Origin of the sequence: Nocardioides aurantiacus, assembly GCF_003752505.1 — a bacterium.
In the GTDB taxonomy this organism is placed as follows: domain Bacteria; phylum Actinomycetota; class Actinomycetes; order Propionibacteriales; family Nocardioidaceae; genus Marmoricola; species Marmoricola aurantiacus.
The window spans coordinates 2581175-2604814 of sequence record NZ_RKHO01000001.1 but is presented as its reverse complement, the minus strand read 5'-3'; the positions used below and the strand labels follow the sequence as shown (position 1 = coordinate 2604814).

General features: G+C 73.8%; 22 protein-coding genes and 1 tRNA gene. 19 read left to right on the top strand and 4 right to left on the bottom strand.

The annotated features are described in order from the left end of the window. The first annotated feature begins 3 nt into the window (after positions 1 to 3). Positions 4 to 1938 carry a TIGR03960 family B12-binding radical SAM protein gene (locus EDD33_RS12455; protein WP_123391246.1) on the top strand — a complete coding sequence of 645 codons (1935 nt, stop codon included), beginning with the start codon at positions 4 to 6 and terminating at the stop codon, positions 1936 to 1938. A 3-nt stretch (positions 1939 to 1941) separates the two neighbouring features. On the opposite strand, the gene EDD33_RS12450 is transcribed toward EDD33_RS12455, so the two are convergent. Both EDD33_RS12450 and EDD33_RS12445 read right to left on the bottom strand, forming a co-directional pair. Beyond that, positions 1942 to 3162, bottom strand: a complete 1221-nt coding sequence (locus EDD33_RS12450) for an alpha/beta fold hydrolase (protein ID WP_123391245.1) — start codon at positions 3160 to 3162, stop codon at positions 1942 to 1944. Beyond that, positions 3159 to 4382 carry an MFS transporter gene (locus EDD33_RS12445; protein WP_246003499.1) on the bottom strand — a complete coding sequence of 408 codons (1224 nt, stop codon included), beginning with the start codon at positions 4380 to 4382 and terminating at the stop codon, positions 3159 to 3161. Before EDD33_RS12445 ends, EDD33_RS12450 begins: the two co-directional genes overlap by 4 nt. A gap of 138 nt (positions 4383 to 4520) precedes the next feature. Between EDD33_RS12445 and EDD33_RS12440 the strand changes: the two genes are divergently transcribed. The 16 genes from EDD33_RS12440 (at position 4521) to EDD33_RS12370 (ending at position 18447) form a co-directional block, all read left to right on the top strand. Then, positions 4521 to 4820, top strand: coding sequence for an SseB family protein (locus tag EDD33_RS12440; protein WP_123391243.1), 300 nt, complete (start codon positions 4521 to 4523; stop codon positions 4818 to 4820). Between the two features lie 11 nt (positions 4821 to 4831). Further along, entirely contained in the window at positions 4832 to 6142 is a 1311-nt protein-coding gene (locus EDD33_RS12435; RefSeq protein ID WP_246003498.1) for a winged helix DNA-binding domain-containing protein, read from the top strand. Then, the gene (locus EDD33_RS12430; protein ID WP_123391242.1) at positions 6048 to 6791 is read left to right on the top strand and encodes a TIGR03936 family radical SAM-associated protein; all 744 of its coding nucleotides are present in this window, start codon (positions 6048 to 6050) and stop codon (positions 6789 to 6791) included. Before EDD33_RS12435 ends, EDD33_RS12430 begins: the two co-directional genes overlap by 95 nt. Before the next feature lie 457 nt (positions 6792 to 7248). Continuing rightward, positions 7249 to 10656: a ribonuclease E/G gene (locus EDD33_RS12425; RefSeq protein ID WP_246003673.1), complete on the top strand. Its 3408-nt coding sequence runs from the start codon at positions 7249 to 7251 to the stop codon at positions 10654 to 10656. A 187-nt stretch (positions 10657 to 10843) separates the two neighbouring features. After that, positions 10844 to 11146, top strand: a complete 303-nt coding sequence (rplU, locus tag EDD33_RS12420) for a 50S ribosomal protein L21 (RefSeq protein ID WP_056544270.1) — start codon at positions 10844 to 10846, stop codon at positions 11144 to 11146. Positions 11147 to 11199: 53 nt separating this feature from the next. Continuing rightward, positions 11200 to 11457, top strand: coding sequence for a 50S ribosomal protein L27 (gene rpmA, locus EDD33_RS12415; RefSeq protein ID WP_056544267.1), 258 nt, complete (start codon positions 11200 to 11202; stop codon positions 11455 to 11457). A gap of 124 nt (positions 11458 to 11581) precedes the next feature. After that, positions 11582 to 13114, top strand: a complete 1533-nt coding sequence (obgE, locus tag EDD33_RS12410; protein ID WP_123391240.1) for a GTPase ObgE — start codon at positions 11582 to 11584, stop codon at positions 13112 to 13114. Beyond that, positions 13111 to 14223, top strand: coding sequence for a glutamate 5-kinase (gene proB, locus EDD33_RS12405; RefSeq protein ID WP_211332535.1), 1113 nt, complete (start codon positions 13111 to 13113; stop codon positions 14221 to 14223). Before obgE ends, proB begins: the two co-directional genes overlap by 4 nt. A 136-nt stretch (positions 14224 to 14359) precedes the next feature. Continuing rightward, positions 14360 to 14677: a hypothetical protein gene (locus EDD33_RS12400; RefSeq protein ID WP_211332534.1), complete on the top strand. Its 318-nt coding sequence runs from the start codon at positions 14360 to 14362 to the stop codon at positions 14675 to 14677. Positions 14678 to 14697: 20 nt separating this feature from the next. Beyond that, the gene (locus EDD33_RS12395) at positions 14698 to 15945 is read left to right on the top strand and encodes a glutamate-5-semialdehyde dehydrogenase (RefSeq protein WP_123391237.1); all 1248 of its coding nucleotides are present in this window, start codon (positions 14698 to 14700) and stop codon (positions 15943 to 15945) included. Next, complete coding sequence (locus EDD33_RS12390; RefSeq protein WP_123391236.1) at positions 15942 to 16400, top strand: hypothetical protein; 459 nt, start codon at positions 15942 to 15944, stop codon at positions 16398 to 16400. Before EDD33_RS12395 ends, EDD33_RS12390 begins: the two co-directional genes overlap by 4 nt. A 26-nt stretch (positions 16401 to 16426) precedes the next feature. Then, positions 16427 to 16579 (top strand): hypothetical protein, encoded by a 153-nt coding sequence (locus EDD33_RS20035; protein WP_156384401.1) that lies wholly within the window; start codon positions 16427 to 16429, stop codon positions 16577 to 16579. A 35-nt stretch (positions 16580 to 16614) separates the two neighbouring features. Beyond that, complete coding sequence (gene nadD / locus EDD33_RS12385) at positions 16615 to 17256, top strand: nicotinate-nucleotide adenylyltransferase (RefSeq protein WP_281274217.1); 642 nt, start codon at positions 16615 to 16617, stop codon at positions 17254 to 17256. Beyond that, on the top strand, positions 17253 to 17633 hold the full coding sequence (rsfS, locus tag EDD33_RS12380; protein ID WP_123391235.1) for a ribosome silencing factor: 381 nt from the start codon (positions 17253 to 17255) through the stop codon (positions 17631 to 17633). The genes nadD and rsfS overlap by 4 nt, the downstream gene beginning before the upstream one ends. Positions 17634 to 17635: 2 nt before the next feature. Then, positions 17636 to 18301, top strand: a complete 666-nt coding sequence (locus EDD33_RS12375; protein WP_170169803.1) for a histidine phosphatase family protein — start codon at positions 17636 to 17638, stop codon at positions 18299 to 18301. 73 nt (positions 18302 to 18374) lie between these two features. Then, positions 18375 to 18447: transfer RNA gene (locus tag EDD33_RS12370), tRNA-Ala, on the top strand. 47 nt (positions 18448 to 18494) lie between these two features. On the opposite strand, the gene EDD33_RS12365 is transcribed toward EDD33_RS12370, so the two are convergent. Together EDD33_RS12365 and EDD33_RS19780 are read right to left on the bottom strand one after the other, a co-directional pair. Next, on the bottom strand, positions 18495 to 19013 hold the full coding sequence (locus tag EDD33_RS12365; RefSeq protein ID WP_211332533.1) for a DNA polymerase ligase N-terminal domain-containing protein: 519 nt from the start codon (positions 19011 to 19013) through the stop codon (positions 18495 to 18497). Continuing rightward, positions 19010 to 19621, bottom strand: coding sequence for a Pr6Pr family membrane protein (locus tag EDD33_RS19780; RefSeq protein WP_246003672.1), 612 nt, complete (start codon positions 19619 to 19621; stop codon positions 19010 to 19012). The genes EDD33_RS12365 and EDD33_RS19780 overlap by 4 nt, the downstream gene beginning before the upstream one ends. Before the next feature lie 293 nt (positions 19622 to 19914). On the opposite strand from EDD33_RS19780, the gene kdpA reads away from it, so the two are divergent. Both kdpA and kdpB read left to right on the top strand, forming a co-directional pair. Beyond that, positions 19915 to 21582, top strand: coding sequence for a potassium-transporting ATPase subunit KdpA (gene kdpA / locus EDD33_RS12355; RefSeq protein WP_123391232.1), 1668 nt, complete (start codon positions 19915 to 19917; stop codon positions 21580 to 21582). Next, positions 21579 to 23639, top strand: coding sequence for a potassium-transporting ATPase subunit KdpB (kdpB, locus tag EDD33_RS12350; protein WP_123391231.1), 2061 nt, complete (start codon positions 21579 to 21581; stop codon positions 23637 to 23639). Before kdpA ends, kdpB begins: the two co-directional genes overlap by 4 nt. Position 23640 lies beyond the last annotated feature (1 nt).

Below are 23640 nucleotides of genomic sequence, written 5' to 3'. Positions count from 1 at the left end.
TGCATGTCCGTCACCGGAGAGTCCGTCTTCGCCCGCCTCGAGCCGCACCTGCCGCGGGTCAGCAAGCCGATCCAGTACGTCGGCGGCGAGCTCGGCTCGGTCCACAAGGACTGGGCGGACACCGACGTGCGCTGGGCCCTGATGTACCCCGACGCCTACGAGGTCGGCCTGCCCAACCAGGGCGTCCAGATCCTCTACGAGGTGCTCAACGAGCAGGAGGGGACCCTGGCCGAGCGCACCTACGCGGTGTGGCCCGACATGGAGGCGGTGATGCGCCGCGAGGGCATCCCGCAGTTCACCGTCGACGGCCACCGCCCGGTCCGCGACTTCGACGTCCTCGGGCTGTCGTTCTCCACCGAGCTCGGCTACACCAACATGCTGACCGCGCTCGACCTCGCCGGCATCCCGCTGCACTCCAGGATGCGCACCGACGCCGACCCGGTCGTGCTGGCCGGCGGCCACGCCGCGTTCAACCCCGAGCCGGTCGCCGACTTCCTCGACGCCGTGGCCCTGGGCGACGGCGAGGAGGTCGTGCTCAAGATCAGCGAGGTCGTGCGCGAGTGGAAGGGCGAGGGGAGCCCAGGCGGCCGCGACGAGCTGCTGCTGCGCCTGGCCGTCAGCGGCGGCGTCTACGTGCCCCGCTTCTACGACGTGGCCTACGCCGAGGACGGCGCGCTGCTCGGGATGCGACCCAACCGCCCCGGGGTGCCCGACCGGGTCCGCAAGCACACCCTGATGGACCTCGACGCGTGGCCCTACCCGCGCAACCCGCTGGTGCCGCTCGCCGAGACCGTCCACGAGCGCTTCAGCGTCGAGATCTTCCGCGGCTGCACCCGCGGCTGCCGCTTCTGCCAGGCCGGCATGATCACCCGCCCGGTCCGCGAGCGGTCGATCACCACGATCGGGGACATGGTCGAGAACGGCATCCGCAAGTCGGGCTTCGAGGAGGTCGGCCTGCTCTCGCTCTCCAGCGCCGACCACACCGAGATCGGCGAGGTCGCCAAGGGCCTGGCCGACCGCTACGAGGGGTCCAACGTCTCGCTCTCGCTCCCCTCCACCCGGGTCGACGCCTTCAACATCACCCTGGCCAACGAGTTCTCCCGCAACGGCCGCCGCTCGGGGCTCACCTTCGCCCCCGAGGGTGGCTCGGAGCGGATGCGCAAGGTGATCAACAAGATGGTCACCGAGGAGGACCTGATCCGCACGGTCGCCGCGGCGTACTCCCACGGCTGGCGGCAGGTCAAGCTCTACTTCATGGTCGGGCTGCCCACCGAGACCGACGAGGACGTCCTCCAGGTCGCCGACCTCGCCCGCAAGGTGATCGCCAAGGGTCGCGAGGTGGCGGGCCACAACGACATCCGCTGCACCGTGTCCATCGGCGGGTTCGTGCCCAAGCCGCACACGCCGTTCCAGTGGGCCTCGCAGCTCGACGTCGAGACCACCGACGAGCGGCTGAAGAAGCTGCGCGACCTGGTGCGGGCGGACAAGAAGTACGGCCGCGCCATCGGGTTCCGCTACCACGACGGCAAGCCCGGCATCATCGAGGGACTGCTCTCGCGCGGCGACCGCCGCGTCGGCGCGGTGATCGAGGAGGTCTGGCGCCAGGGGGCCCGCTTCGACGGCTGGAGCGAGCACTTCTCCTACGAGCGCTGGATGGCCGCCACCGAGGCGGGCCTGGCCGGCACCGGCGTCGACCTCGACTGGTTCACCACCCGCGAGCGCGGCTACGACGAGGTGTTGCCCTGGGACCACCTCGACTCCGGGCTCGACAAGGACTGGCTGTGGGCCGACTGGGAGGACGCGCTCGACCCCGACTCGGTCGACGTCGAGGACTGCCGGTGGACGCCCTGCTACGACTGCGGCGTGTGCCCCGAGCTCGGCACCGACATCCAGGTCGGTCCGACCGGTCAGTCGCTGCTGCCGCTCTCGGTCGTCTGATCCCTAGCCCGCCCGGCCCGTCCCGCGCGCCAGCGCGAGCAGCCGGTCGAGGACGGCGGGGCCGTCGACGCGCAGCCCGTTGTGCAGGTGGGTGTCGTCGACCCAGCCGGCGACGCCGGGCAGCAGCGCCAGCGTCTCCTCGCTGAAGCGGCGCTCGACGAAGGGGTCGTCGACGTAGACGACCGCGGCGCCCGGCAGGTCGACCGCCGCCAGCGCGTCGGCGTCGTAGAGGCGCGGCCAGTCGTGCCGGGCGAGCAGGCGGGCCGTCCCGGCGTACGGCGCGAGGGCGGGGTCGTCGTCGAAGTGCCAGCCGAAGACGTGCTCGCCGGTGAGGTGGTCCTCGTCGGGGAGGGTGCGCTCGGCCGCCCAGCCGGTGACGCCGCCGTCGGCGTAGCAGGACTCGTGGATCACGGCGTAGAGCGGGTTGCGGCCACCGAAGGGCAGCAGCGCCTCGAGGTCGGGCACGAACGCGGGGGAGCGGGGGTCGCGCTCGAGCAGGTGGTGCAGCGCGGCCGAGCCGCCGTGCAGCCCCAGCTGGTTGCCGACGGTGCGGACCAGGCGTGGGGTCAGCGGCGAGCCGTCGGTGCGGCGCAGCCGGCCGTCCCCCGCGAGGTCGAGCACCGCCCGCAGCCGGTCGGCGTCCTCGGGGTGGCGGCGGTGGTGGGCGTACTCGAGCCGGCGCAGCGAGGCGTGCGTCGCGGCGTACACCTCGGTGGGGGGACGTCCCACCGGCGGCAGCCCGCCGGTCACGTAGGTCTCGCGCAGGCTGTCGGGGAAGCGCGAGCGGTAGTGCAGCACGCAGAACCCGCCGAAGGACTGGCCGAGCACCGACCACCGCCGCACCCCGAGGTGCTCGCGCAGGCACTCGGCGTCGCGCACGATCGCGTCGGCCCGGAAGTGGGTGAGGTACGCCGCCTCGGGCGCCGGGTCCAGCGGGTGGGGGCGGGTGCCGACACCGTAGGGGGTGGACAGACCGGTGCCGCGCTGGTCGAGCAGCAGCACCCGGAAGTCGACCAGGGCCCGCTCCAGCCACCCCGGGGCGAGCGGCTCCGCCGTCGGTCGCGGCGACTCGTGGCCGGGACCGCCCTGGAGGTAGACCAGCCACGGCCGGTCGGCCCCGCCGTCGGCGGTGACCTCGCGCGCGAACACCTCGAGCGTCGGGCCGGCGGGGTCGTCGTGGTCGAGGGGGACCGTGACCCGGTGGTCGACGACCGCGGGGCTCATCGCCGCGCCGCCTCGGGCTCGCGCTGCAGCTGGTCCTCGACGTGCTCGGGCTTGGCGACCGACAGCCCGACCAGCAGCTGCGGCACCGCCAGGGCCAGCAGGACCAGCAGCGGCACCGTCCAGCCGCCCGTCGCGTCGTGCAGGACGCCCATCCCGAACGGACCCACGGCGGCGAGCAGGTAGCCGACGGCCTGGGTGAAGCCCGAGAGCGCCGCGGTGCCGTCGGGGGTGCGGGCGCGCAGCCCGATCAGGGTGAGGATGAGGGGGAAGACGCACAGGCCGGTCCCGACCAGCACCGCCCAGAGCCAGGCGCCGGCGACCGGGGCGATCGCCAGGCCGAGGTAGCCCAGCGGGTAGCACACCATCAGCCCCCACATCAGCGGACGCTGGTCGTCGGTGCGGGCGGCCAGCCGGGGGATCACCAGCGAGAGCGGGATGCTGAGCCCGCCGATGACGCCCAGGAGCAGGCCCGCGGTCGTCGCGGAGAACCCGGCGTCGCGGTAGACGACGCCGAACCAGCCGTAGACGGCGTACGCCTGGAGGGACTGGAGGCCGAAGAACAGCGCCATCCGGCGGCCCAGCGAGGTGCGCCCGACCTCGACGACGCCGATGGCGCGGGTGGCGACGGCGTCGGGGTCGCGCCGGTCGCGGCGCAGCAGACCGATCCACGGCACGGCGGCGACGGCCGCGACCAGGGCCCAGAGCAGCAGCCCGTCGCGCCAGCCACCCCCGGTGGCCTCGCCCGCCGGCACGGTCAGCGTCAGCGCGCAGGTCAGGCCCACGGCCAGGGAGGTGGTGTAGACGGAGGTGAGCAGTCCGATCCGGTCGGGGAAGTGCAGCTTGACCAGCGAGGGCAGCACCACGTTGCCCGTCGCCATGCCGGCCAGCGCCAGCAGCGAGAGCAGCAGGAAGGTCGACTCGTGCTCGACCCGGCTGCGTCCCGCGAGGCCGGCGACCACGCACAGCAGCGCCACGAAGGTGAGGCGGTGGGGTCCCAGGGCGCGGGCCAACCGGGGTGCGAGCGCCCCGAAGACGGCGAAGGCGAGCACCGGCAGCGTGGTGAGCAGGCCGGCCTCGGCGCCGGACAGCCCGAGGTCGGCGCGGAGGTCCTCCAGGACGGGTCCGATGCTCACGGCGGCGGGCCGCAGGTTGAAGGCGAGCGCCACGATCGCGACCACCACCAACGTCCGGGCGGCGAGCGGGCGGCGTACGTCGGTCACTGCGGCAGTGTGGCCCATGGGCGGAGACACCGTTCCGGCAGGCGGGACGACACACCCGTCTCGGCCACGGGCGTGGTTCGGGGACGCACACTGGCACGACGCGGTCCACCGGGGTCGCGAGCCCGAGGATCGGCCCCCATGGACGACAGCACCCACCGCCCCCTCCCCGACCTGGTCGTGGTCCCGACCTCGGAGGACGACGGCCCCGACCGCCGGGTCGAGCTGTGGCAGGGCCCGGACGGCCGGCTGGTGCTGTTCTGCTACTCCGACGTGGAGGCCCTCCACCGGCTCTACCGCGCGGACTGTCCCTGGGCCCGGCTCGACCTCGACGAGGTGGCCGCGGTGCGCGCGCACGTCCAGACCCTGCTGCTCGACGCCACGCCCGGTGTCGCCCCGACCGGTCCGGTGCCCGTCGTCCCCGGCCAGCGCCGCGCCTGAGACCACCGCCGGTGACCGGTGCCATGATCGGCACCGTGCACGCCATCCCCGACGAGCAGCGCCGCGCCCGGGCCTGGCGGCGGCAGGCGCTGGCGGCGCCCGTGGCCGACGTCGAGGCGGCCGTGGCGTCCGTGGTGTGCCTGCACGCCACCGAACCGCCCACGGTGCACCTCGCGGTCCGCGCGCGCAGCGGAGCCTCGCGCGAGCAGGTCGACGCGGCGCTCTACGACGACCGCACCGTGGTCAAGCAGCTCGCCATGAGGCGCACGCTCTTCGGCTTCCCGCGCGAGCTGCTGCCGGCGGTGTGGGGGAGCGCGTCGCGGCGCGTGGCAGCGCAGCAGCGCACCCGCCTGGCCAAGGAGGTCGAGCTGGCCGGGCTGGCCGACGACGGCGCGGCGTGGCTCCAGGTCGTGGGCGACGCGCTCCTCGCCGCCGTCCAGGACACCGGAGGCGCCACCACCACCCAGCTGCGCAGCCTGGTGCCCGAGCTCGACCGTCGGCTCGGGGCCTGGCGGGGTGCCACCACGCCGGTCGCCGGGCGGGTGCTCACCGTGCTCGCCGCCGAGGCCCGTCTGCTGCGCGGCGACAACGAGCTCGGGTGGCGCTCGGCCCGGCACCGCTGGACCCTCCCGGCCACGTGGCTGGGGGAGGACCCGCCCGCGCCGCTGGACGAGGCCGACGGCTACCGCGTCCTGGTGGGCCGGTGGCTGGCGCAGTTCGGGCCGGGCACCGAGACCGACCTGGTGTGGTGGCTGGGCGGCACGAAGGCGGCCGTGCGTCGTGCGCTCGCCGACCTCGACGCCGTGGAGGTCGCGCTCGAGGCGGGCTCCGTGGGCTGGGTGCTGCCCGACGACCTCGACGACGAGCCCGAGCCGGCTGCCGGCGCCGCGCTGCTGCCGGTGCTCGACCCGACCCTGATGGGCTGGAAGGAGCGCGGCTTCTACCTCGACCCGGTCGACGTCCCCTTCTTGTTCGACACCAACGGCAACGGCGGCACCACCGCGTGGTGGGACGGCCGGGTGGTGGGCTGCTGGGTCCAGGACCCCGACGCCGTCGTGCGCGTGGTGCTGCGGCGCGACGTGGGCGAGCAGGGGCGGCGGGCCCTCGACGGGGAGGCCGCGCGCCTGACCGCCTGGCTCGACGGCGACGTCGTCTCGACCGTCTACGCCTCGCCCCAGATGAAGGGGGAGCGGCTGCCCCGAGGATCCCCGGGGCTAGGGTCTGCGGGTGCGCGAGCAGCCCGAGCAGCAGCCCCCGCCGCTCCAGCGGCTGCGGATCCGCTACGCCAAGCGCGGCCGGCTCCGCTTCACCAGCCACCGTGACTTCAGCCGGGCCTTCGAGCGCGCGGTCTTCCGCGCCCGGGTGCCGATGGCCTACTCCTCGGGCTTCAACCCCCACCCCCGCATCTCCTACGCCGGCGCCGCGCCGACCGGGTCGGCCAGCGAGGCGGAGTACGTCGAGGTGGCGCTCGCCGCGGTCGTCGACCCGGCCAGCGTGCACGCCTCGCTCTCCGAGGCGCTCCCGGACGGGCTCGACGTGCTCGAGGTGGTGGTCAGCTCCGGAGGCTCCCTGGCCGAGCGCCTCGAGGCCTCGCACTGGCGCATCACCCTCGACGGCATCGGTGTGGACGCCGCGCGGGAGGCGGTGGCCGTCCTCCTCGACACGCCGGAGGTCGAGGTCGAGCGGATGACCAAGAAGGGGCTGCGGCGCTTCGACGCCCGGGCATCCGTGCAGGCGGCGTCGGTGCGCGGAGAGGACCCGGATCGACCCGGGTGTGCGATACTCGACGTGGTCCTGCGGCACGGCACGCCGTCCGTGAGACCCGACGACGTTCTCGCCGCTCTCAGCAAGTCCTCCGGCCTCGACGTCACCGCGGCCCTCCAGCAGCGGTTGGCGCAGGGGCCTCTGGACGAGGCGGACGGCACGGTGGGCGACCCGTTGGCACCGGACCGCGACGCGGCCCCTCGGTGAAGGTGACAGCTTCCCGATAGGCCCGGCGACCGCGGTCGGTGTGGACAGCGCCCGTCGACGCGCACAGGCGGAGGAGTCGTCGCCACCGACAGGCTTTGCGTGCAGCGCGCCGCATCCACGGCGCGTCGCACCCCGCGACCACGCACCAGCAGGCCCGGTACCCCCGGCCCGCGGTGCACGAGGAGCTCATCCCGTGCCCGACGACGACCAGACCACCACCCCCACGCCCGACCCGTCGGCCCCCGGCCCCGACACCACCGGGGACTCCCCGGGTGGCGCCCCCGGCGTCGGTGGCACGACGCCGCCGGCGGAGACCGGCCCCACGCCCGACCCCAACGCGCCGGTGACGCCCGACGCGGCTGCGGACGCGCCTGCGGCCCCGGCCCGCAAGACCGCACGCAAGACCACCCGCAAGGCTCCGGCCAAGCGGACCGCCGCCCCCGAGCCGACCGACCCGCTGACGGCGCCGGCCGAGCCGGACGCCGGCACCGGTGACACGACGGAGAACGCCCCCGCGCCGCGCAAGAAGGCGGCCGCCCGCAAGCGGACCGCCGCCCGCCGCCCTGCCGGCGCCCCGGCGCCCGCCGAGGCCGCCGCGCCCACCGAGGTGGCGGTCGACGCCCCCGCCGCGGACCAGCCGGTCGACCAGTCGGCCGCCCCGCAGCCCGACGAGCAGACCGACGAGCAGACGGCCCCCGCCGCTCCGGCCGTGCTGTTCCAGGCACCGGCCACGAAGGCCGCGCCGCGCAAGCGGGCCGCCCGCAAGGCCGCCCCCGCGCCCGCCGCGGAGCCCGCCGAGCCCGCCCAGACTGCGGAGCCCGCCGAGGCCGCCGAGGCCCCGGTCGAGGCGGCCGTCGCCGTCGATGCACCCGCGGCTGCCCCCGCGGATGCCTCGGACGCCACCAGCAGCAGCGACGCGGACGCCCCCGAGAAGCCCAAGAAGAAGTCGGGCGGCAAGAAGAAGAGCGGGTCGAAGAAGAAGGTCGACGCCGAGGCCGTCCCCGCCGAGGACGACGCCGACGATACCGTCACCGACCCGGCCGCCGAGGACGCCCCGGACGCCGGGACGGAGGCACCCGACACCACGACCGGCGACACCACCACCGGCGACGCCGACGTTGCGACCGACGACGCCGACGAGGGCGACGACACCGACGAGGGCGACGACACCGCGCCCCGCCGTCGCCGTCGCCGTGGTGGCCGACGTCGCCGCCGGCCCTCGGACGCCGCTGACGGTGACGGCTCCGACGGATCCGACGGCTCTGAAGGCCCGGGCGGCTCCGACACCTCCGACGGCCCCGCCAGCACCGACGCCGCGGACGGCTCCGGCCGGTCCGGATCGGGCGGTCGGGGTCGCGGGCGCTCCCGCGGCAGCGCCTCGGCCGACCCCGACGGCGCGTCCGACCAGGACGCGGGTGCGAGCGAGTCGGGCGACACCCCGGACTCCGAGGACGCCAACGACGCCCATGACTCCGGCGAGGGTGGCAGCGGCGGCTCGCGTCGTCGGCGCCGTCGTCGTCGCTCCGGCGACTCCGACGGGGGCGACTCCCAGGACAACGGTGGCTCGGGATCGGGATCGGGCGGCGGCGGCCAGGGCGGGGGCGGCCGCTCACGCCGGCCGCGCAACGCCGAGGACGAGATCACGAGCGTGCAGGGCTCGACCCGCCTCGAGGCCAAGAAGCAGCGGCGTCGCGAGGGTCGTGAGGCCGGCCGTCGTCGCGCCCCGATCGTCAGCGAGGCCGAGTTCCTGGCCCGCCGCGAGGCCGTCGACCGGGTCATGGTGATCCGGCAGCGACAGGACCTCACGCAGATCGCGGTGCTCGAGGACAAGGTCCTCGTGGAGCACTACGTGGCCCGTGAGTCGCAGACCTCGATGATCGGCAACGTCTACGTCGGACGGGTGCAGAACGTGCTGCCCTCGATGGAGGCGGCGTTCGTCGACATCGGCAAGGGCCGCAACGCGGTCATCTACGCCGGCGAGGTCAACTGGCAGGCCCTGGGCCACCAGGAGGGGCAGCCGCGCAAGATCGAGTCGGTCCTCTCCTCGGGCCAGTCGATCCTGGTGCAGGTGACCAAGGACCCCGTCGGCCACAAGGGCGCCCGGCTGACCGGGCAGATCAGCCTCCCGGGCCGGTTCCTCGTCTACGTGCCCGAGGGCACCACCTCCGGCATCTCGCGCAAGCTCCCCGACACCGAGCGGCACCGCCTCAAGACGCTGCTCAAGCAGATCGTCCCCGACGGTGCGGGCGTCATCGTCCGCACCGCCGCCGAAGGCGCCTCGGAGGAGGAGCTCACCCTCGACGTCGAGCGCCTCACCGCGCGCTGGTCCGACATCGAGGAGAAGATCAAGGGCGGCAAGGCCCCGCAGCTGCTGTACGGCGAGCCCGATCTCACCCTCAAGGTCGTCCGCGACCTGTTCACCGAGGACTTCGGTCGCCTGGTGGTCCAGGGCGACGACGCGTGGGACCTGGTCGACGGCTACGTCTCCCACGTGGCTCCCGAGCTGCGTGAGCGCCTCGAGCACTACGGCCCGGCCGAGCAGGGCCAGAACGGCGGCGCCGACGTCTTCGCGGCCTACCGGATCGACGAGCAGATCGCCAAGGGCCTGGACCGCAAGGTCTGGCTGCCCTCGGGTGGGTCGCTCATCATCGACCGCACCGAGGCGATGACGGTGGTCGACGTCAACACCGGGAAGTTCACCGGCTCCGGGGGCAACCTGGAGGAGACGGTCACCAAGAACAACCTGGAGGCGGCCGAGGAGATGGTGCGCCAGCTCCGGCTGCGTGACATCGGCGGCATCATCGTCGTCGACTTCATCGACATGGTCCTGGAGTCCAACCGCGACCTGGTGCTCCGGCGCCTGGTCGAGTGCCTGGGCCGCGACCGCACCCGCCACCAGGTCGCCGAGGTGACCTCGCTGGGGCTGGTGCAGATGACGCGCAAGCGCATCGGCACCGGGCTGGTCGAGGCCTTCAGCCACGACTGCGAGGCCTGCAAGGGACGCGGCATCGTGGTGGAGGACCACCCGGTCGAGCACCGCGCGGCCAACGACGACGACGGCCGCTCCGGCGGGCGTCGCGGTCGCGGGGGCCGCAACCGCGGCGGTCGTGGCGACGACTCCGACGGCAACGGGAACGGCAACAACGGCGGCAACGGCAACGGCGGCAACGGAAACGGTGGTCAGGGGCAGGGGAGCGCGCCCAGCGGCCCGCCGTCACCCCGCGACCTGGCCCACAGCCGGCCTCCGGAGCCCGCGGACGCCGAGCCGGCGGACGCCCCCACGGACGCCCCCACGGACGCACCGGTCGAGCAGACCGTGATCGGCCGGCCCGCCGGCACCGCGCCCGAGCCGCAGCAGGTGCCCAGCTCCGGAGGCCCGGTCGAGGAGACCGGAGCAGCCGAGCCGGTGGCACCGGTCGAGCAGGTCGAGGCGTCCGACGCAACCCCGACCGAGACCCCGGGCGAGACCCCGGGCGAGACCCCGGGCGAGACCCCGGCCGAGACCGCGTCCGAGTTCCCGAGCGAGACCCCGAGCGAGACCCCGGCCGAGACCCCGGCCGAGGCTCCCGTCGACACCGCAGCGCGGATCGTCACCAGCACCCGACGCCGCAGCGCCCGTCGTGCCGCCGGACCGCCCGTGGTCGTGGCCGAGCCCACCGAGGGCCCCGCCGCCGGACAGCCGGAGCCGAGCAGCCCGGAGGTGACCACCGGCGACCCGCGCAGCGGGGAGGCGCTGGCGCCCACGGTCGAGGAGGCCGAGGCGCCCCAGGGGCCGGACGACACGGGTGACACGGAGGACCAGGGCGACGGGGAGGGCTCGCTCCTCCACGTGCCGGTGAAGCGCAAAGGAGCCCGCAAGCGCTGACCCACGAGCCGGCGGGCGGGGCCGTTTTGACCCTGCCGCCGGAGGGCCGGTAACGTACTCCCTTGGTGCGCTTCGCCGCACCGTCGCCCGAGCCGCCTCGCGCCTGGTCCACGGACCCGGGGCCGAGGACGTCGAGCGGGCCACCCAGACTGACCATCAGCAGCAGACCCGAGGAGAGTGAGTCGTCGTGTACGCAGTCGTGCGCGCAGGCAGCAAGCAGCAGAAGGTTGCCGTCGGCGACGTCATCGAGATCGACCGCACCGCCACCGGTGTCGGCGAGTCGCTGACCCTCCCCGTGGTGATGGTCGTGGACGGCGAGAACGTCACCTCGACCGGCCTCGACAAGGCCGGGGTGACCGTCGAGGTCCTCGGTGCCACCAAGGGGCCCAAGATCGTCATCCAGAAGTACAAGAACAAGACCGGCTACAAGAAGCGTCAGGGTCACCGCCAGAAGTACATCCAGGTGAAGGTCACCGACATCACCGTCTGACCAGCTCCTGGTCACCCCTTCCCGCTCCTCCCGCACGCAAAGGACTTCACCTCATGGCACACAAGAAGGGCGCGGCGTCCACCAAGAACGGCCGCGACTCCAACGCGCAGCGTCTCGGCGTCAAGCGCTTCGGCGGCCAGCTGGTCAACGCCGGCGAGATCATCGTGCGTCAGCGTGGCACCCACTTCCACCCCGGTGCCGGCGTCGGCCGCGGCGGGGACGACACGCTGTTCGCCCTGGTGGGCGGCAACGTGGAGTTCGGCACCAAGCGTGGTCGCCGCGTGGTCAACGTCGTCGTCTCGGCGGAGTGACCCGCACCCGATCTCCGATCCACCTGCAAGGGCGTTCCTGAGACCATCAGGAGCGCCCTTCGCGCTTGCCCGACCCCGGCCGCCGGCCGTGGCGGGACCCCCAGCAGCACCGAGTAGGAGCACCATGGCCGTCCCGACCTTCGTCGACCGAGTCCGGCTGCACGTCGTGGCCGGACGCGGCGGCAACGGCGTCGCCTCGGTGCACCGTGAGAAGTTCAAGCCGCTCGGCGGCCCCGACGGCGGCAACGGCGGTCCCGGTGGCTCGATCATCCTGCGCGTCGACCCCGACGTCACCACGCTGATCGACTACCACCACCAGGCGCGGCGGGTCGCGCCGCACGGCGGCCACGGGGCCGGCGCCCACCGCAACGGCGGCCACGGCGAGGACCTGGTGCTGCCCGTGCCCGACGGCACCGTCGTCACCGACGAGGACGGCGAGGTGCTGGCCGACCTCGTGGGTCCCGGCACCGAGATGACGATCGCCGAGGGTGGTCGCGGCGGCCTCGGCAACGCCGCGCTCGCCTCGGCCAAGCGCAAGGCGCCCGGCTTTGCCCTCCTGGGCGAGCCCGGCGAGGAGCTGGTGATCCACCTCGAGCTCAAGGTGGTCGCCGACATCGGGCTGGTGGGGTTCCCCAGCGCCGGCAAGTCCAGCCTCATCGCCGCGCTGTCGCGGGCCCGCCCCAAGATCGCGGACTACCCGTTCACGACGCTGGTGCCCAACCTCGGGGTCGTCAAGGCCGGCGACACCACGTTCACCGTCGCCGACGTGCCCGGCCTGATCGAGGGCGCGAGCGAGGGCCGGGGCCTGGGCCACGACTTCCTGCGCCACGTCGAGCGCTGCGCCGCGCTCGTGCACGTGGTCGACCTGGCCACCCTGGAGCCCGGCCGCAACCCGGCCGAGGACCTCGACGTCATCGAGCGCGAGCTCGAGCGCTACGGCGGCCTGGCCGACCGGCCCCGCCTCGTTGCGCTGAACAAGATCGACGTGCCCGACGGACGTGACATGGCCGACATCGTGCGGGCCGAGGTCGCCGAGCGTGGCTGGCCGGTCTTCGACGTCAGCGCCGCGAGCCACGAGGGGCTGCGCCAGCTGTCCTTCGCCATGGCCGAGGTCGTGGCCGCGCGACGGGCCGCCGAGCCGCGCGAGGAGTCGACCCGCATCGTGATCCGGCCGCGCAGCACCAGCGCCGCGGTCGAGTTCACCGTCAAGGAGACCGGCGAGGGCTGGCGCGTGCGCGGCGAGAAGCCGGAGCGCTGGATCCGCCAGACCGACTTCAGCAACGACGAGGCCGTCGGCTTCCTCGCCGACCGGCTCGAGCGGCTCGGTGTGGAGAAGCGGCTGGTCGAGCTCGGCGCCAACGAGGGTGACCCGGTGCTGATCGGCCAGCCCGACAACGCGGTCGTCTTCGACTTCCGGCCCGGCATCGACGCCGGCGCGCAGATGCTCGGTCGCCGCGGCGAGGACCAGCGCTTCAGCGAGTCGCGCGTGGCCCGACAGCGCCGCCGTGCCATCGACGCCCTCATGGAGGGCCGCGCCGAGGGCGAGGAGCGCGCCGACGTCGCGCGGCGCTACGACCAGGAGCACGGCCTGGCGCACCTGGACTTCGACGACGAGCACGACGGCCAGGACGGGGACGACCGGGACGACTGGCAGTGAGCCGTCCCGCGGTCTCCGGCGCCCGGCGCGTCGTGGTCAAGGTGGGCTCGTCCTCGCTGACCACGGCCAGCGGTGGCCTGGACCCCGCACGGGTCCGCGACCTCGTCGACCACCTGGCCGGCGTGCGCGCCCGCGGTGCCGAGCTGGTGCTGGTGTCCTCCGGAGCGATCGCCGCCGGGCTCGCACCGCTGGCGTTCCGGCGTCGCCCGCGTGACCTGGCCCGCCAGCAGGCGGCCGCGTCGGTGGGCCAGGGCATCCTCGTGCACCGCTACACCGAGGAGTTCGCCCGGCACGGCCAGGTGACCGGTCAGGTGCTGCTCACCGTCGACGACGTGACCCGCCGCAACCACTACCGCAACGCCCAGCGCACCTTCGACAAGCTGCTCGAGCTGGGAGCGGTGCCGATCGTCAACGAGAACGACACCGTGGCGACCTCCGAGATCCGCTTCGGTGACAACGACCGGCTCGCCGCGCTCGTGGCCCACCTCGTCCACGCCGACCTGCTGGTGCTGCTCTCCGACGTCGACGGCCTGTACGACGCTCCGCCCGGCCGCCCGGGGAGCACCCTGCTCGCCGACGTGCACTCCTGGGACGACGTCACGGGCGTCGAGGTCCGCGGCGCGGGCAGTGCCGGTGTCGGCACCGGCGGCATGGAGACCAAGCTGGACGCCGCCCGGATCGCCACCGGGGCCGGCATCCCGGTCGTCCTCACCGACACCGCGCACGCGGGGGAGGCGCTGACCGGGGCGGTCACCGGCACCCTGTTCCACGCCACCGGACGCCGCCGTCCGACCCGGCTGCTGTGGCTGGCCCACGCGACCGAGCCGCGCGGTCGCCTGGTGCTCGACGCGGGAGCCGTCCGGGCCGTGACCGAGCGGCGGGCCTCGCTGCTGCCGGCGGGCGTGACCGACGTGGGCGGGAGCTTCGTGGCCGGCGACCCGGTCGAGCTCGTGGGTCCCGAGGGTCGCCCGATCGCCCGCGGTCTCGTCAACTACGACGCCGTCGAGCTCCCCGGGCTGCTCGGTCGGTCCACCCACGACCTGGCCCGCGAGCTGGGGGCGGCGTACGAGCGCGAGGTGGTCCACCGCGACGACCTCGTGGTGCTCTGACTCGACCGGTCCGATCTGTCGGTTCTGCTCCGCCGGTCCCAGGATCCGGACAGAATGGACCCCGCCGGTCGAGGCGTGGGGATGGCTCCGCCGGCAGCACATGACCGAAGCAGGGGACGTCGCGAGGGGGACTGACGTGGAGACTGCTGTGCGTCACTGGCACGTGACGCTGACGCTGGGGGGTGCCGCCGTCGAGCCGTTGCTGGCGCGGGCCGCCGTGCAACGCCTCACCGAGGAGCGCCCGTTCCTCGACTCCGTGGCCGCCACCGGCGACACGGCCGAGGTGCGCTTCTGGGACGAGGGCGAGTCGATGCTCGACGTGGCCTCGCTCGCGATGCGGCTCTGGAACGAGCATCGCGAGAGCGCCCGGCTCCCCGACTGGGAGGTCGTGGGCCTGGAGATCGTGGAGAAGCACATCCACGACCGGCGCACCCGTCCCGGCCGGCGGGCCTGAGGTCCCTCTACCCTGGGCGCATGCCCACCACCGTCTTCACCGAGGTGGCCGGACGCGCCCGTGCGGCCGCGACCACCCTGGCCCTGGCCACCCGGGCGGCCAAGGACGCGGCCCTCGAGGCCATGGCGGCCACGCTGCTCGACGACGAGGCCGCGATCCTGGCCGCCAACGCCGAGGACGTCGAGCGCGCCCGCGCCGCGGGGACGGCGGAGAACGTCGTCGACCGGCTTCGCCTCGACGGCCCCCGCCTGGCGGCGATGGCGCAGGGCCTGCGCGACGTCGCCGGCCTGCCCGACCCGGTGGGGGAGGTGGTGCGGGGCTCGACCCTGGCCAACGGCCTGCAGCTGCGGCAGGTGCGGGTGCCCTTCGGCGTGGTCGGCATCATCTACGAGGCGCGGCCCAACGTCACCGCCGACGCCGCCGGGATCTGCCTCAAGAGCGGCAACGCCGTGCTGCTGCGCGGGTCCTCCAGCGCGCTGAGCTCCAACACCGCGATCGTGGCCTCGCTGCAGCGTGCCGCAGCCGCTGCCGGCCTGCCCGGCGACGTGGTGCAGCTGGTGCCGGGGGAGGGCCACGACGCCGTCAAGGAGCTGATGCGGGCGCGGGGCCTGGTCGACGTGCTGATCCCGCGGGGCGGCGCCGGGCTGATCTCCTCGGTCGTGGAGGAGTCCACGGTGCCCGTCATCGAGACCGGGGTCGGCAACTGCCACGTCTACGTCGACGCGGCCGCCGACCTCGACATGGCCGAGCGGATCGTGCTCAACGCCAAGACCCACCGCACCTCGGTGTGCAACGCCGCCGAGTCGCTGCTGGTCGCCGAGGCCGTGGCCGCCGAGTTCGTGCCGCGCATCACCGCCCGGCTCCACGAGGCCGGGGTGCTGGTGCACGGCGACGCGACCTTCGCCGCCGTCGACGGGGTGGTGCCGGCGACCGAGGCCGACTGGGGCACGGAGTACCTCGCCCTGGAGATCTCCGCGGCCGTCGTACCCGACCTCGACGGGGCCCTGGAGCACATCCGCCGGCACTCCTCGGGCCACTCCGACACGATCGTCACCGACTCCGCGGCCGCCGCCCAGCGGTTCACCGCCGCGGTCGACTCCGCCGCGGTGCTGGTCAACGCCTCCACCCGCTTCACCGACGGCGGCGAGTTCGGCTTCGGCGCCGAGATCGGCATCTCGACCCAGAAGCTGCACGCCCGGGGCCCGATGGGCCTGCCGGAGATGACCTCCACGAAGTACGTCGTGACGGGGGACGGCCACACCCGGTGAAGCTGCTGCTGCTGACCTTCGGGTTCGGGATCATCTCCTCCAGCATCCCCGTGTTCAACATGGAGGCGTACATCTCCGTCGCCTACGCCACCAACGACGACCGCAACGCGCTGCTGCTGGCAGCAGTGGCCTCGCTGGGCCAGAACATCGGCAAGCTCGCGTGGTACTACGGCTCCCGCAGCGCCATCGGGGTGCCGTTCATGCGCAAGCGGATGCAGAGCCCCAAGCGACAGGCCCAGCTGGCGCGCTGGCAGCGCACCGTCGAGGGACGCCCCGTGGTCAGCGGCGCCCTCAACTTCGTCTCCGCAGCCGCCGGCTTCCCGCCGTTCTTCGTGATGGCGGTCCTCGCGGGCACGCTGCGGATGAACGTCGTGGTCTTCTTCGTCACCGGGCTGGTCGGCCGCACCCTGTTCTTCTGGGCCTGGCTGCTGGGCGTGGGCCTGCTCTTCCACTGACCTGGCCTGCGGCTAGGCTGAGGCCCATGATCGACGTGCTGATGATGCTGCCGCTCAACGCGGCCGAGGGCGAGGGCCCCGGTTTCGGCCCCTACCTCATCGGTGGGGGCACGCTGGTCCTGCTCCTGGCCCTGGTGCTCGCGCTGGCGGCCTTCGGCAAGGGACGCGATCACTCCTGAGCGCAGCGCAGGTCCCGGAGGTGCTCGCCGACCCCGTGGAGTCCCCCGTCGGACCCGGGGCGTCGACGCCGCGTCGACGACGCGTCGGGGTGATGGGCGGCACCTTCGACCCGATCCACCACGGCCACCTCGTGGCCGCCAGCGAGGTCCAGTCGTGGTTCGACCTCGACGAGGTCGTGTTCGTGCCGACCGGCCAGCCCTGGCAGAAGTCCGACCGTGACGTCAGCCCGGCCGAGCACCGCTACCTGATGACGGTGGTGGCCACGGCGTCCAACCCGCGGTTCACCGTCTCCCGGGTCGACATCGACCGGGAGGGGCCGACGTACACCATCGACACGCTGCGCGACCTGACCGCGCGGCTGCCCGACACCGACCTCTACTTCATCACCGGCGCCGACGCGCTGGCGGAGATCTTCACCTGGCGCGAGGCCGACGAGCTCTTCGACCTCGCCCAGTTCGTCGGGTGCACGCGACCCGGCTACGACATGACCGCCGGCACCCTGGACGGCATCCCCGCCGACCGGGTCACCATCCTGGAGATCCCCGCCCTGGCGATCTCCTCCACCGAGTGCCGCGAACGTCGCGCCAAGGGCGAACCGGTCTGGTACCTCGTGCCGGACGGCGTGGTGCAGTACATCGCCAAGCACGACCTCTACGCCACGGGAGTCCCCTCATGACCGCCACCGAGCAGGCCGTCGCGCTGGCGCACACCGCCGCCCGCGCCGCCTCGGACAAGCTGGCCGAGAACATCGTCGCCTTCGACGTCTCCGACCAGCTGGCCATCACCGACGTCTTCGTCATCTGCTCCGCGCCCAACGACCGTCAGGTGCGCTCGATCGTGGAGGAGGTCGAGGACCGGCTGCGCGAGGCCGGCGCCAAGCCCGTACGCCGCGAGGGCCACCGCCAGGGACGCTGGGTGCTGCTCGACTACACCGAGGTCGTCGTGCACGTGATGCACACCGAGGAGCGCGAGTTCTACGCCCTCGAGCGGCTCTGGCGCGACTGTCCGGCGCTCGCCCTGCCGGCCGACGTCACGTCCGGGCGCGGTCGCTGACCGTGGCCGCCGACCGGCAGCCCGAGGACGGCCCGGCAGGACGGGGTCGACGCCTGGTGCTGGTGCGCCACGGGCAGACCGCCTGGAACGCCGAGGGGCGCGCCCAGGGCCACGCCGACGTCGGTCTCGACGAGACCGGGCGCGACCAGGCCGAGGCGATGGCGCCGGTGGTCGCCGAGGTGCGGCCCGACCTGCTGGTCACCAGCGACCTCGCGCGCGCCCGCGAGACCGCGGCGTTCCTCGAGAAGGCCATCGGGATGGTCGCCGAGGAGGACCCGCGGCTGCGGGAGTACGACACGGGCGCCCGCACCGGCCTGACCCGCCAGGAGTTCGCCGACCGCCTCGGACCCGGGGCCGCACAGTCCTTCGACGTCCACGCCCACGTCGACGCCGAGGGCGCCGAGACGGTCGCGCAGGTGGGGGAGCGCCTGGTGCCCGCCCTGCGCGAGGTGCTCGACCGGCTGCCCGAGGACGGGACGGCCGTCGTGGTCCTCCACGGCGCCGCGATGCGCGTCGGGGTCGCCGGGATGCTCGGCTGGCCGCTGGCCGCCGCCGACGGGCTGGAGGCGATGCGCAACTGCGCGTGGGCGGTGCTGCGCGAGCGTGGCGCCAGCCGGCTGCGGCTCGCCGGCTGGAACCTCGGCGCGACCGACGTCGAGATCTCCTGATCGGCACCCCCGGATTCGCGTCCGGCGGGGGTGCCCGCTAGGATTTCCGGCGTTGCCTGAACGGGTGACACTCGGGGCTGTGGCGCAGTTGGTAGCGCACCTGCATGGCATGCAGGGGGTCAGGGGTTCGAATCCCCTCAGCTCCACCGAGAGGCCCGGTGCACTGCGCACCGGGCCTGTTGCGTCCCCGGGGTCAGTCGGGTGCGACGTCCTCCAGGTCGATGTTGGTGCGGCCCGTGAGCACCGAGGTGAGCGCCTCGGTCACCTCGTGCGCGGGGTCGGCGCCGTGGTCGTCGACCTTGACCAGGATCCAGCTGGCGGGGTCGCCGCGCAGCGACGTGCGGGTCAGGGCGAAGGCCCCTGTCAGTCGTTGCCCGTGCAGCTCGACCTTGAGGTGGCCGGCCGCCAGGGCCTCGGTCAGGGGCACCTCCGTGCCGTCGCGGCGGGTCAGGTTGGTGAGCGTGCCGGTGTCCCAGACGATCTTGGTGCCGGGGCCCCGCCCGCCGGCGTGCCGTCCCTCGTAGGTCGCGTGGTCGAGGTCGTGGTCGCCGACCTTGACCGCCAGCCGCTTCACCGACGGGTCCAGCGAAGGACCCTTGGGCACCGCCCAGCTCACCAGCACGCCGTCGACCTCGAGGCGCAGGTCGAAGTGCAGCGTCGAGGCGTGGTGGCGCTGCACCGTGAACACCGGGTCGCCGCTGTCGGTGGTCACCGGGAAGCCCGGGGCGGGAGCGGGAGCCGGGTCACCAGCCAGACCAGCCCGGCGGCCCCGACCGCGATCACGGCGGCGGTGGTGCCGATGCCGGCGTACCCGCCCGTCCCGGGGTCGAGGAACGGGTAGGGGTACCAGCCGTCCAGCAGCCCGCGGACCAGTGCCCACGCGGCGTACAGCAGGGGGTAGAGCAGCCACAGCAGGCCGGTGCGCCAGGGGATCCGCTCGGCGGGCGGGTCGAGCAGCCAGTCGAGCAGCACCGCCACCGGGACGAGCTGGTGCAGCACCGTGTTGTCCCACCGCACGGCCGTGAGGGCGACGCCCTCGAGGCCGGCGAGCAGCACCGCGAAGACCAGGAGCACGACCACCATGTAGACCGTCGTGGCGCCACGCAGCCGGTCCAGGAACCGGCTGCGACGCTCGCCGGCCAGGGCGGTGGCGAGCAGGACCACCACGACGAGCAGGTTGCTCTGGATCGTGAAGAAGCTGAAGAACTGGCTGGCCCGGAAGCTGCCGCGCTCGACCAGCGTGGCCAGCTCGGTGACCACGGCCGAGAAGCCGAGCAGCGCGACGCCGACCCGGGCGACCGGCATCCAGCGGGGCGGCATCACCCGGCCAAGGCTAGAGGTCGGGGCGCGGGGTGACGTGCAGCGTCGAGGCCGGGTGGTGCTGCGCGGCGAGGACCGGGTCCGTCGCCCCCCGCGTCGCGGGGGCGTCCAGGACCCGTCAGGGGAGCGGCTTACGCCGTCAAGGGACCGTCAAGGAGCCCGGCCCGAGCACGGTCCGGGCGGTGTCATGAGCAGGTGACCGATGTGCTGTACGTGGCGACGACCCTCGTGTGCTTCGCCCTCCTCGCGTTCCTGACCGGGTCGATCGACCGCCGCCCGGACGGGGACGACAGGTGAGCGCGTTCGGCCCGGCGCTGGGTCAGATCGCGGTCCTCGCCGTCCTCCTCGCCCTCACGGTGCCGGCGGCGGGCAACCTGCTCGCCCGGACCTACACCAGCGAGCGGCACCTCGGTGTCGAGCGCCTCACCTACCGGGCGCTGCACGTGGACCCGGACGCCGACCAGCACTGGCGTTCCTACGCCATGTCGGTCCTGGGCTTCTCCCTGGCGGGGGTGCTGCTCCTCTACACGCTCGCGCGCGTGCAGCAGCACCTGCCGGGGTCGCTGGGGTTCTCGGCCCTCCCGTCCGACGGGGCCTGGAACACCGCGGTGAGCTTCGTGACCAACACCAACTGGCAGTGGTACTCCGGGGAGACGACGACGGGACACCTGCTGCAGGCCTCCGGCCTGACGGTGCAGAACTTCGTGTCGGCCGGGACGGGGATGGCGGTCGCGGCAGCGTTCGCGCGGTCCTTGGCCCGCCGGGGCGGGGGAGAGGGCCGGGTCGGCAACTTCTGGGCCGACCTGGTGCGGACCGTGCTGCGGGTGCTGCTCCCCCTGGCGGTCGTGTCGGCCCTGCTGCTCGTCGCGCTCGGAGTGGTGCAGAACCTCGCCGGGCACCGATCGATGTCGACGCTGACCGGGGGGGAGCAGGCCTACACCACCGGGCCGGTGGCCTCCCAGGAAGCCATCAAGGAGCTGGGGACCAACGGAGGTGGCTTCTTCAACGTCAACTCCGCCCATCCCTTCGAGAACCCGACCGCCGTCTCGAACCTGTTCGAGGTCTTCCTGATCCTGCTGCTGCCGCTCGCGATGGCGTGGGCCTTCGGCCTGATCGTGCGCGACCGCAGGCAGGGCGGAGCCGTCCTCGCCGTGATGGTGCTGTTGCTGGGCACCTCGGTGGCCCTGCTCACCTGGGCCGAGATGACGGGGCCGGGGTCGGCGCCGACGCTGGCCGGAGCGGCGATGGAGGGCAAGGAGGTGCGGTTCGGGACCGCGGGGTCGGCGTTGTTCGCCGCCGTGACCACCGGCACGTCGACGGGCGCGGTCAACTCCATGCACGACTCGCTCACCGCACCCGGAGGAGGCGTCGCGCTGTTCAACATGATGCTCGGCGAGATCGCTCCGGGGGGAGTGGGGTCGGGCCTGTACGGGATGCTGGTGCTGGCCGTGGTCACGGTCTTCCTCAGCGGCCTCATGGTCGGTCGCACCCCGGAGTACCTCGGCAAGAAGATCGGCCAGCACGAGATGGCCCTCGTCGCCGTCTACGTGCTGGTGACCCCCGTCCTGGTGCTCGTGGGCAGCGCCGTCGCCCTCACCGCCCCCGCCGGTCTCGCGGGGCTGCAGGAGGGCGGGCCCCACGGCCTCACCGAGGCGGTGTACGCCGTGACCTCGGCCGCCAACAACAACGGCTCCGCGTTCGCCGGGCTGACGTCGGGCACGCCGTTCTGGAACACCCTGCTCGGTCTGGCCATGCTGCTCGGCCGGTTCGTGCCGATCGTGCTGGTCCTCGCGCTGGCCGGCCGGCTCGCCTCGGCCCACACCCTCCCGCCCGGCCCCGGCACCCTGCCCACCCACCGTCCCCTCTTCGTCGTCCTCCTGTCCGGTGTCGCCCTGGTCCTGGTCGGTCTGACCTACGTGCCGGTGCTCGCGCTGGGCCCGATCGTGGAGTCCCTCTCGTGACCGCACGCACCCTCACCGCCCCCCAGGTCCGCGAGGCGCTCCCCGGGGCGTTGCGCAAGCTCTCGCCGCACGAGCTGCTGGCGACCCCCGTCATGCTCGTCGTCGAGCTGGGGGCCGTCGTCACGACCGTCCTCTCCGTCCTCGACCCGAGCGTGCTGGGCTGGTCGGTCACCGTCTGGCTCTGGCTGACCGTGCTCTTCGGCACCCTCGCCGAGTCCGTCGCCGAGGGGCGGGGCAAGGCCCAGGCCGCCAGCCTCCGGGCGCTGCAGACCGACACCCTCGCCCGTCGGGTGCGCGGCGGCGTCGACCAGCTCCGGCACGCCGGTGACCGGTGGGAGCTGCCCGTCGAGGAGGTGCCGAGCAGCTCGCTGCGCCGGGACGACGTGGTGCTGGTGCAGGCCGGGGAGCGCATCCCCGCCGACGGCGACGTCGTCGAGGGCGTCGCCTCCGTCGACGAGTCCGCGGTCACCGGCGAGTCCGCACCGGTCATCCGGGAGTCGGGCGGCGACCGCAGCGCGGTGACGGGCGGCACCGTGGTCCTCTCGGACCGCATCGCCGTGCGGGTCACCAGCGACCCCGGCCAGTCCTTCGTCGACCGGATGATCGCGCTCGTCGAGGGCTCGGAGCGGCAGCGGACCCCCAACGAGGCGGCGCTCGAGGTGTTGCTGTCCGCGCTCACCGTGGTCTTCCTGGTCGTCGTCGGCACGCTCTACCTCATCGCCGACCACAGCGGCGCCCGGCAGTCCGTCCTGGTGCTGGTGGCGCTGCTGGTCTGCCTCATCCCCACCACCATCGGCGCCCTGCTCTCGGCCATCGGGATCGCCGGGATGGACCGACTGGTGCGCCGCAACGTCCTCGCGATGTCGGGGCGTGCGGTGGAGGCAGCCGGCGACGTCGACGTGCTGCTGCTCGACAAGACCGGCACCATCACCCACGGCAACCGCCGGGCCAGCGAGCTGCTCGCCGTCACCGGTGTCGCGCCCGAGGAGCTCGCCGACGCGGCCCTGCTGGCCTCCCTGGCCGACGAGACGCCCGAGGGGCGCAGCATCGTGGAGCTGGTCGCGCCGGGTGACGCGCCGCCGGTGCCCGCCGGCGCCGAGCTCGTGGAGTTCTCCGCCGCCACCCGCATGAGCGGGGTGGACCTGCCGGGCCGCCTGGTCCGCAAGGGCGCGGCGTCGGCCGTCGCGCGCTGGGTGCACGGCACCGGTCCCGCCGCGGCGCACCCGTCGGTGGCCGAGGTCGAGACGCTGGTGCAACGCGTCAGCGAGCAGGGCGGGACGCCGCTCGTGGTCGCCGCGCAGGAGGGGACCGCCCCCGCCCGGCTGCTCGGGGTGGTGCACCTCAAGGACGTCGTCAAGGACGGGATCCGCGAGCGCTTCGCCGAGCTGCGCGCGATGGGCATCCGGACCGTGATGGTCACCGGTGACAACGCCGTGACCGCGCGGGTCATCGCCGAGGAGGCCGGCGTCGACGACGTCCTGGCCGAGGCCACCCCCGAGGACAAGATGCGGCTGATCCGGGAGCAGCAGCAGGGTGGCCGCCTGGTCGCGATGTGCGGCGACGGCACCAACGACGCGCCGGCGCTGGCCCAGGCCGACGTCGGCGTCGCGATGAACACCGGGACGGCCGCGGCCAAGGAGGCCGGCAACATGGTGGACCTGGACTCCGACCCCACCAAGCTGCTCGAGGTCGTGGAGATCGGCAAGCAGTTGCTGATCACCCGGGGCGCCCTGACGACCTTCTCGGTGGCCAACGACGTCGCGAAGTACTTCGCCGTCCTCCCGGCGATGTTCGTGGTGGCCTTCCCGCAGCTCGGGGTGCTTAACGTCATGCAGCTGTCCTCGCCCGAGTCGGCCATCGTCTCGGCGGTGGTGTTCAACGCCCTCGTCATCGTCGCGCTCGTCCCCCTCGCGCTGCGCGGGGTGCGCTACCGCCCGGCTGCGGCGGACGTGCTGCTGCGCCGCAACCTGCTCGTCTACGGACTCGGCGGCCTCGTCACCCCGTTCGTCGGCATCAAGCTCCTCGACCTCGTCGTCTCCCTCATCCCAGGACTGTGAC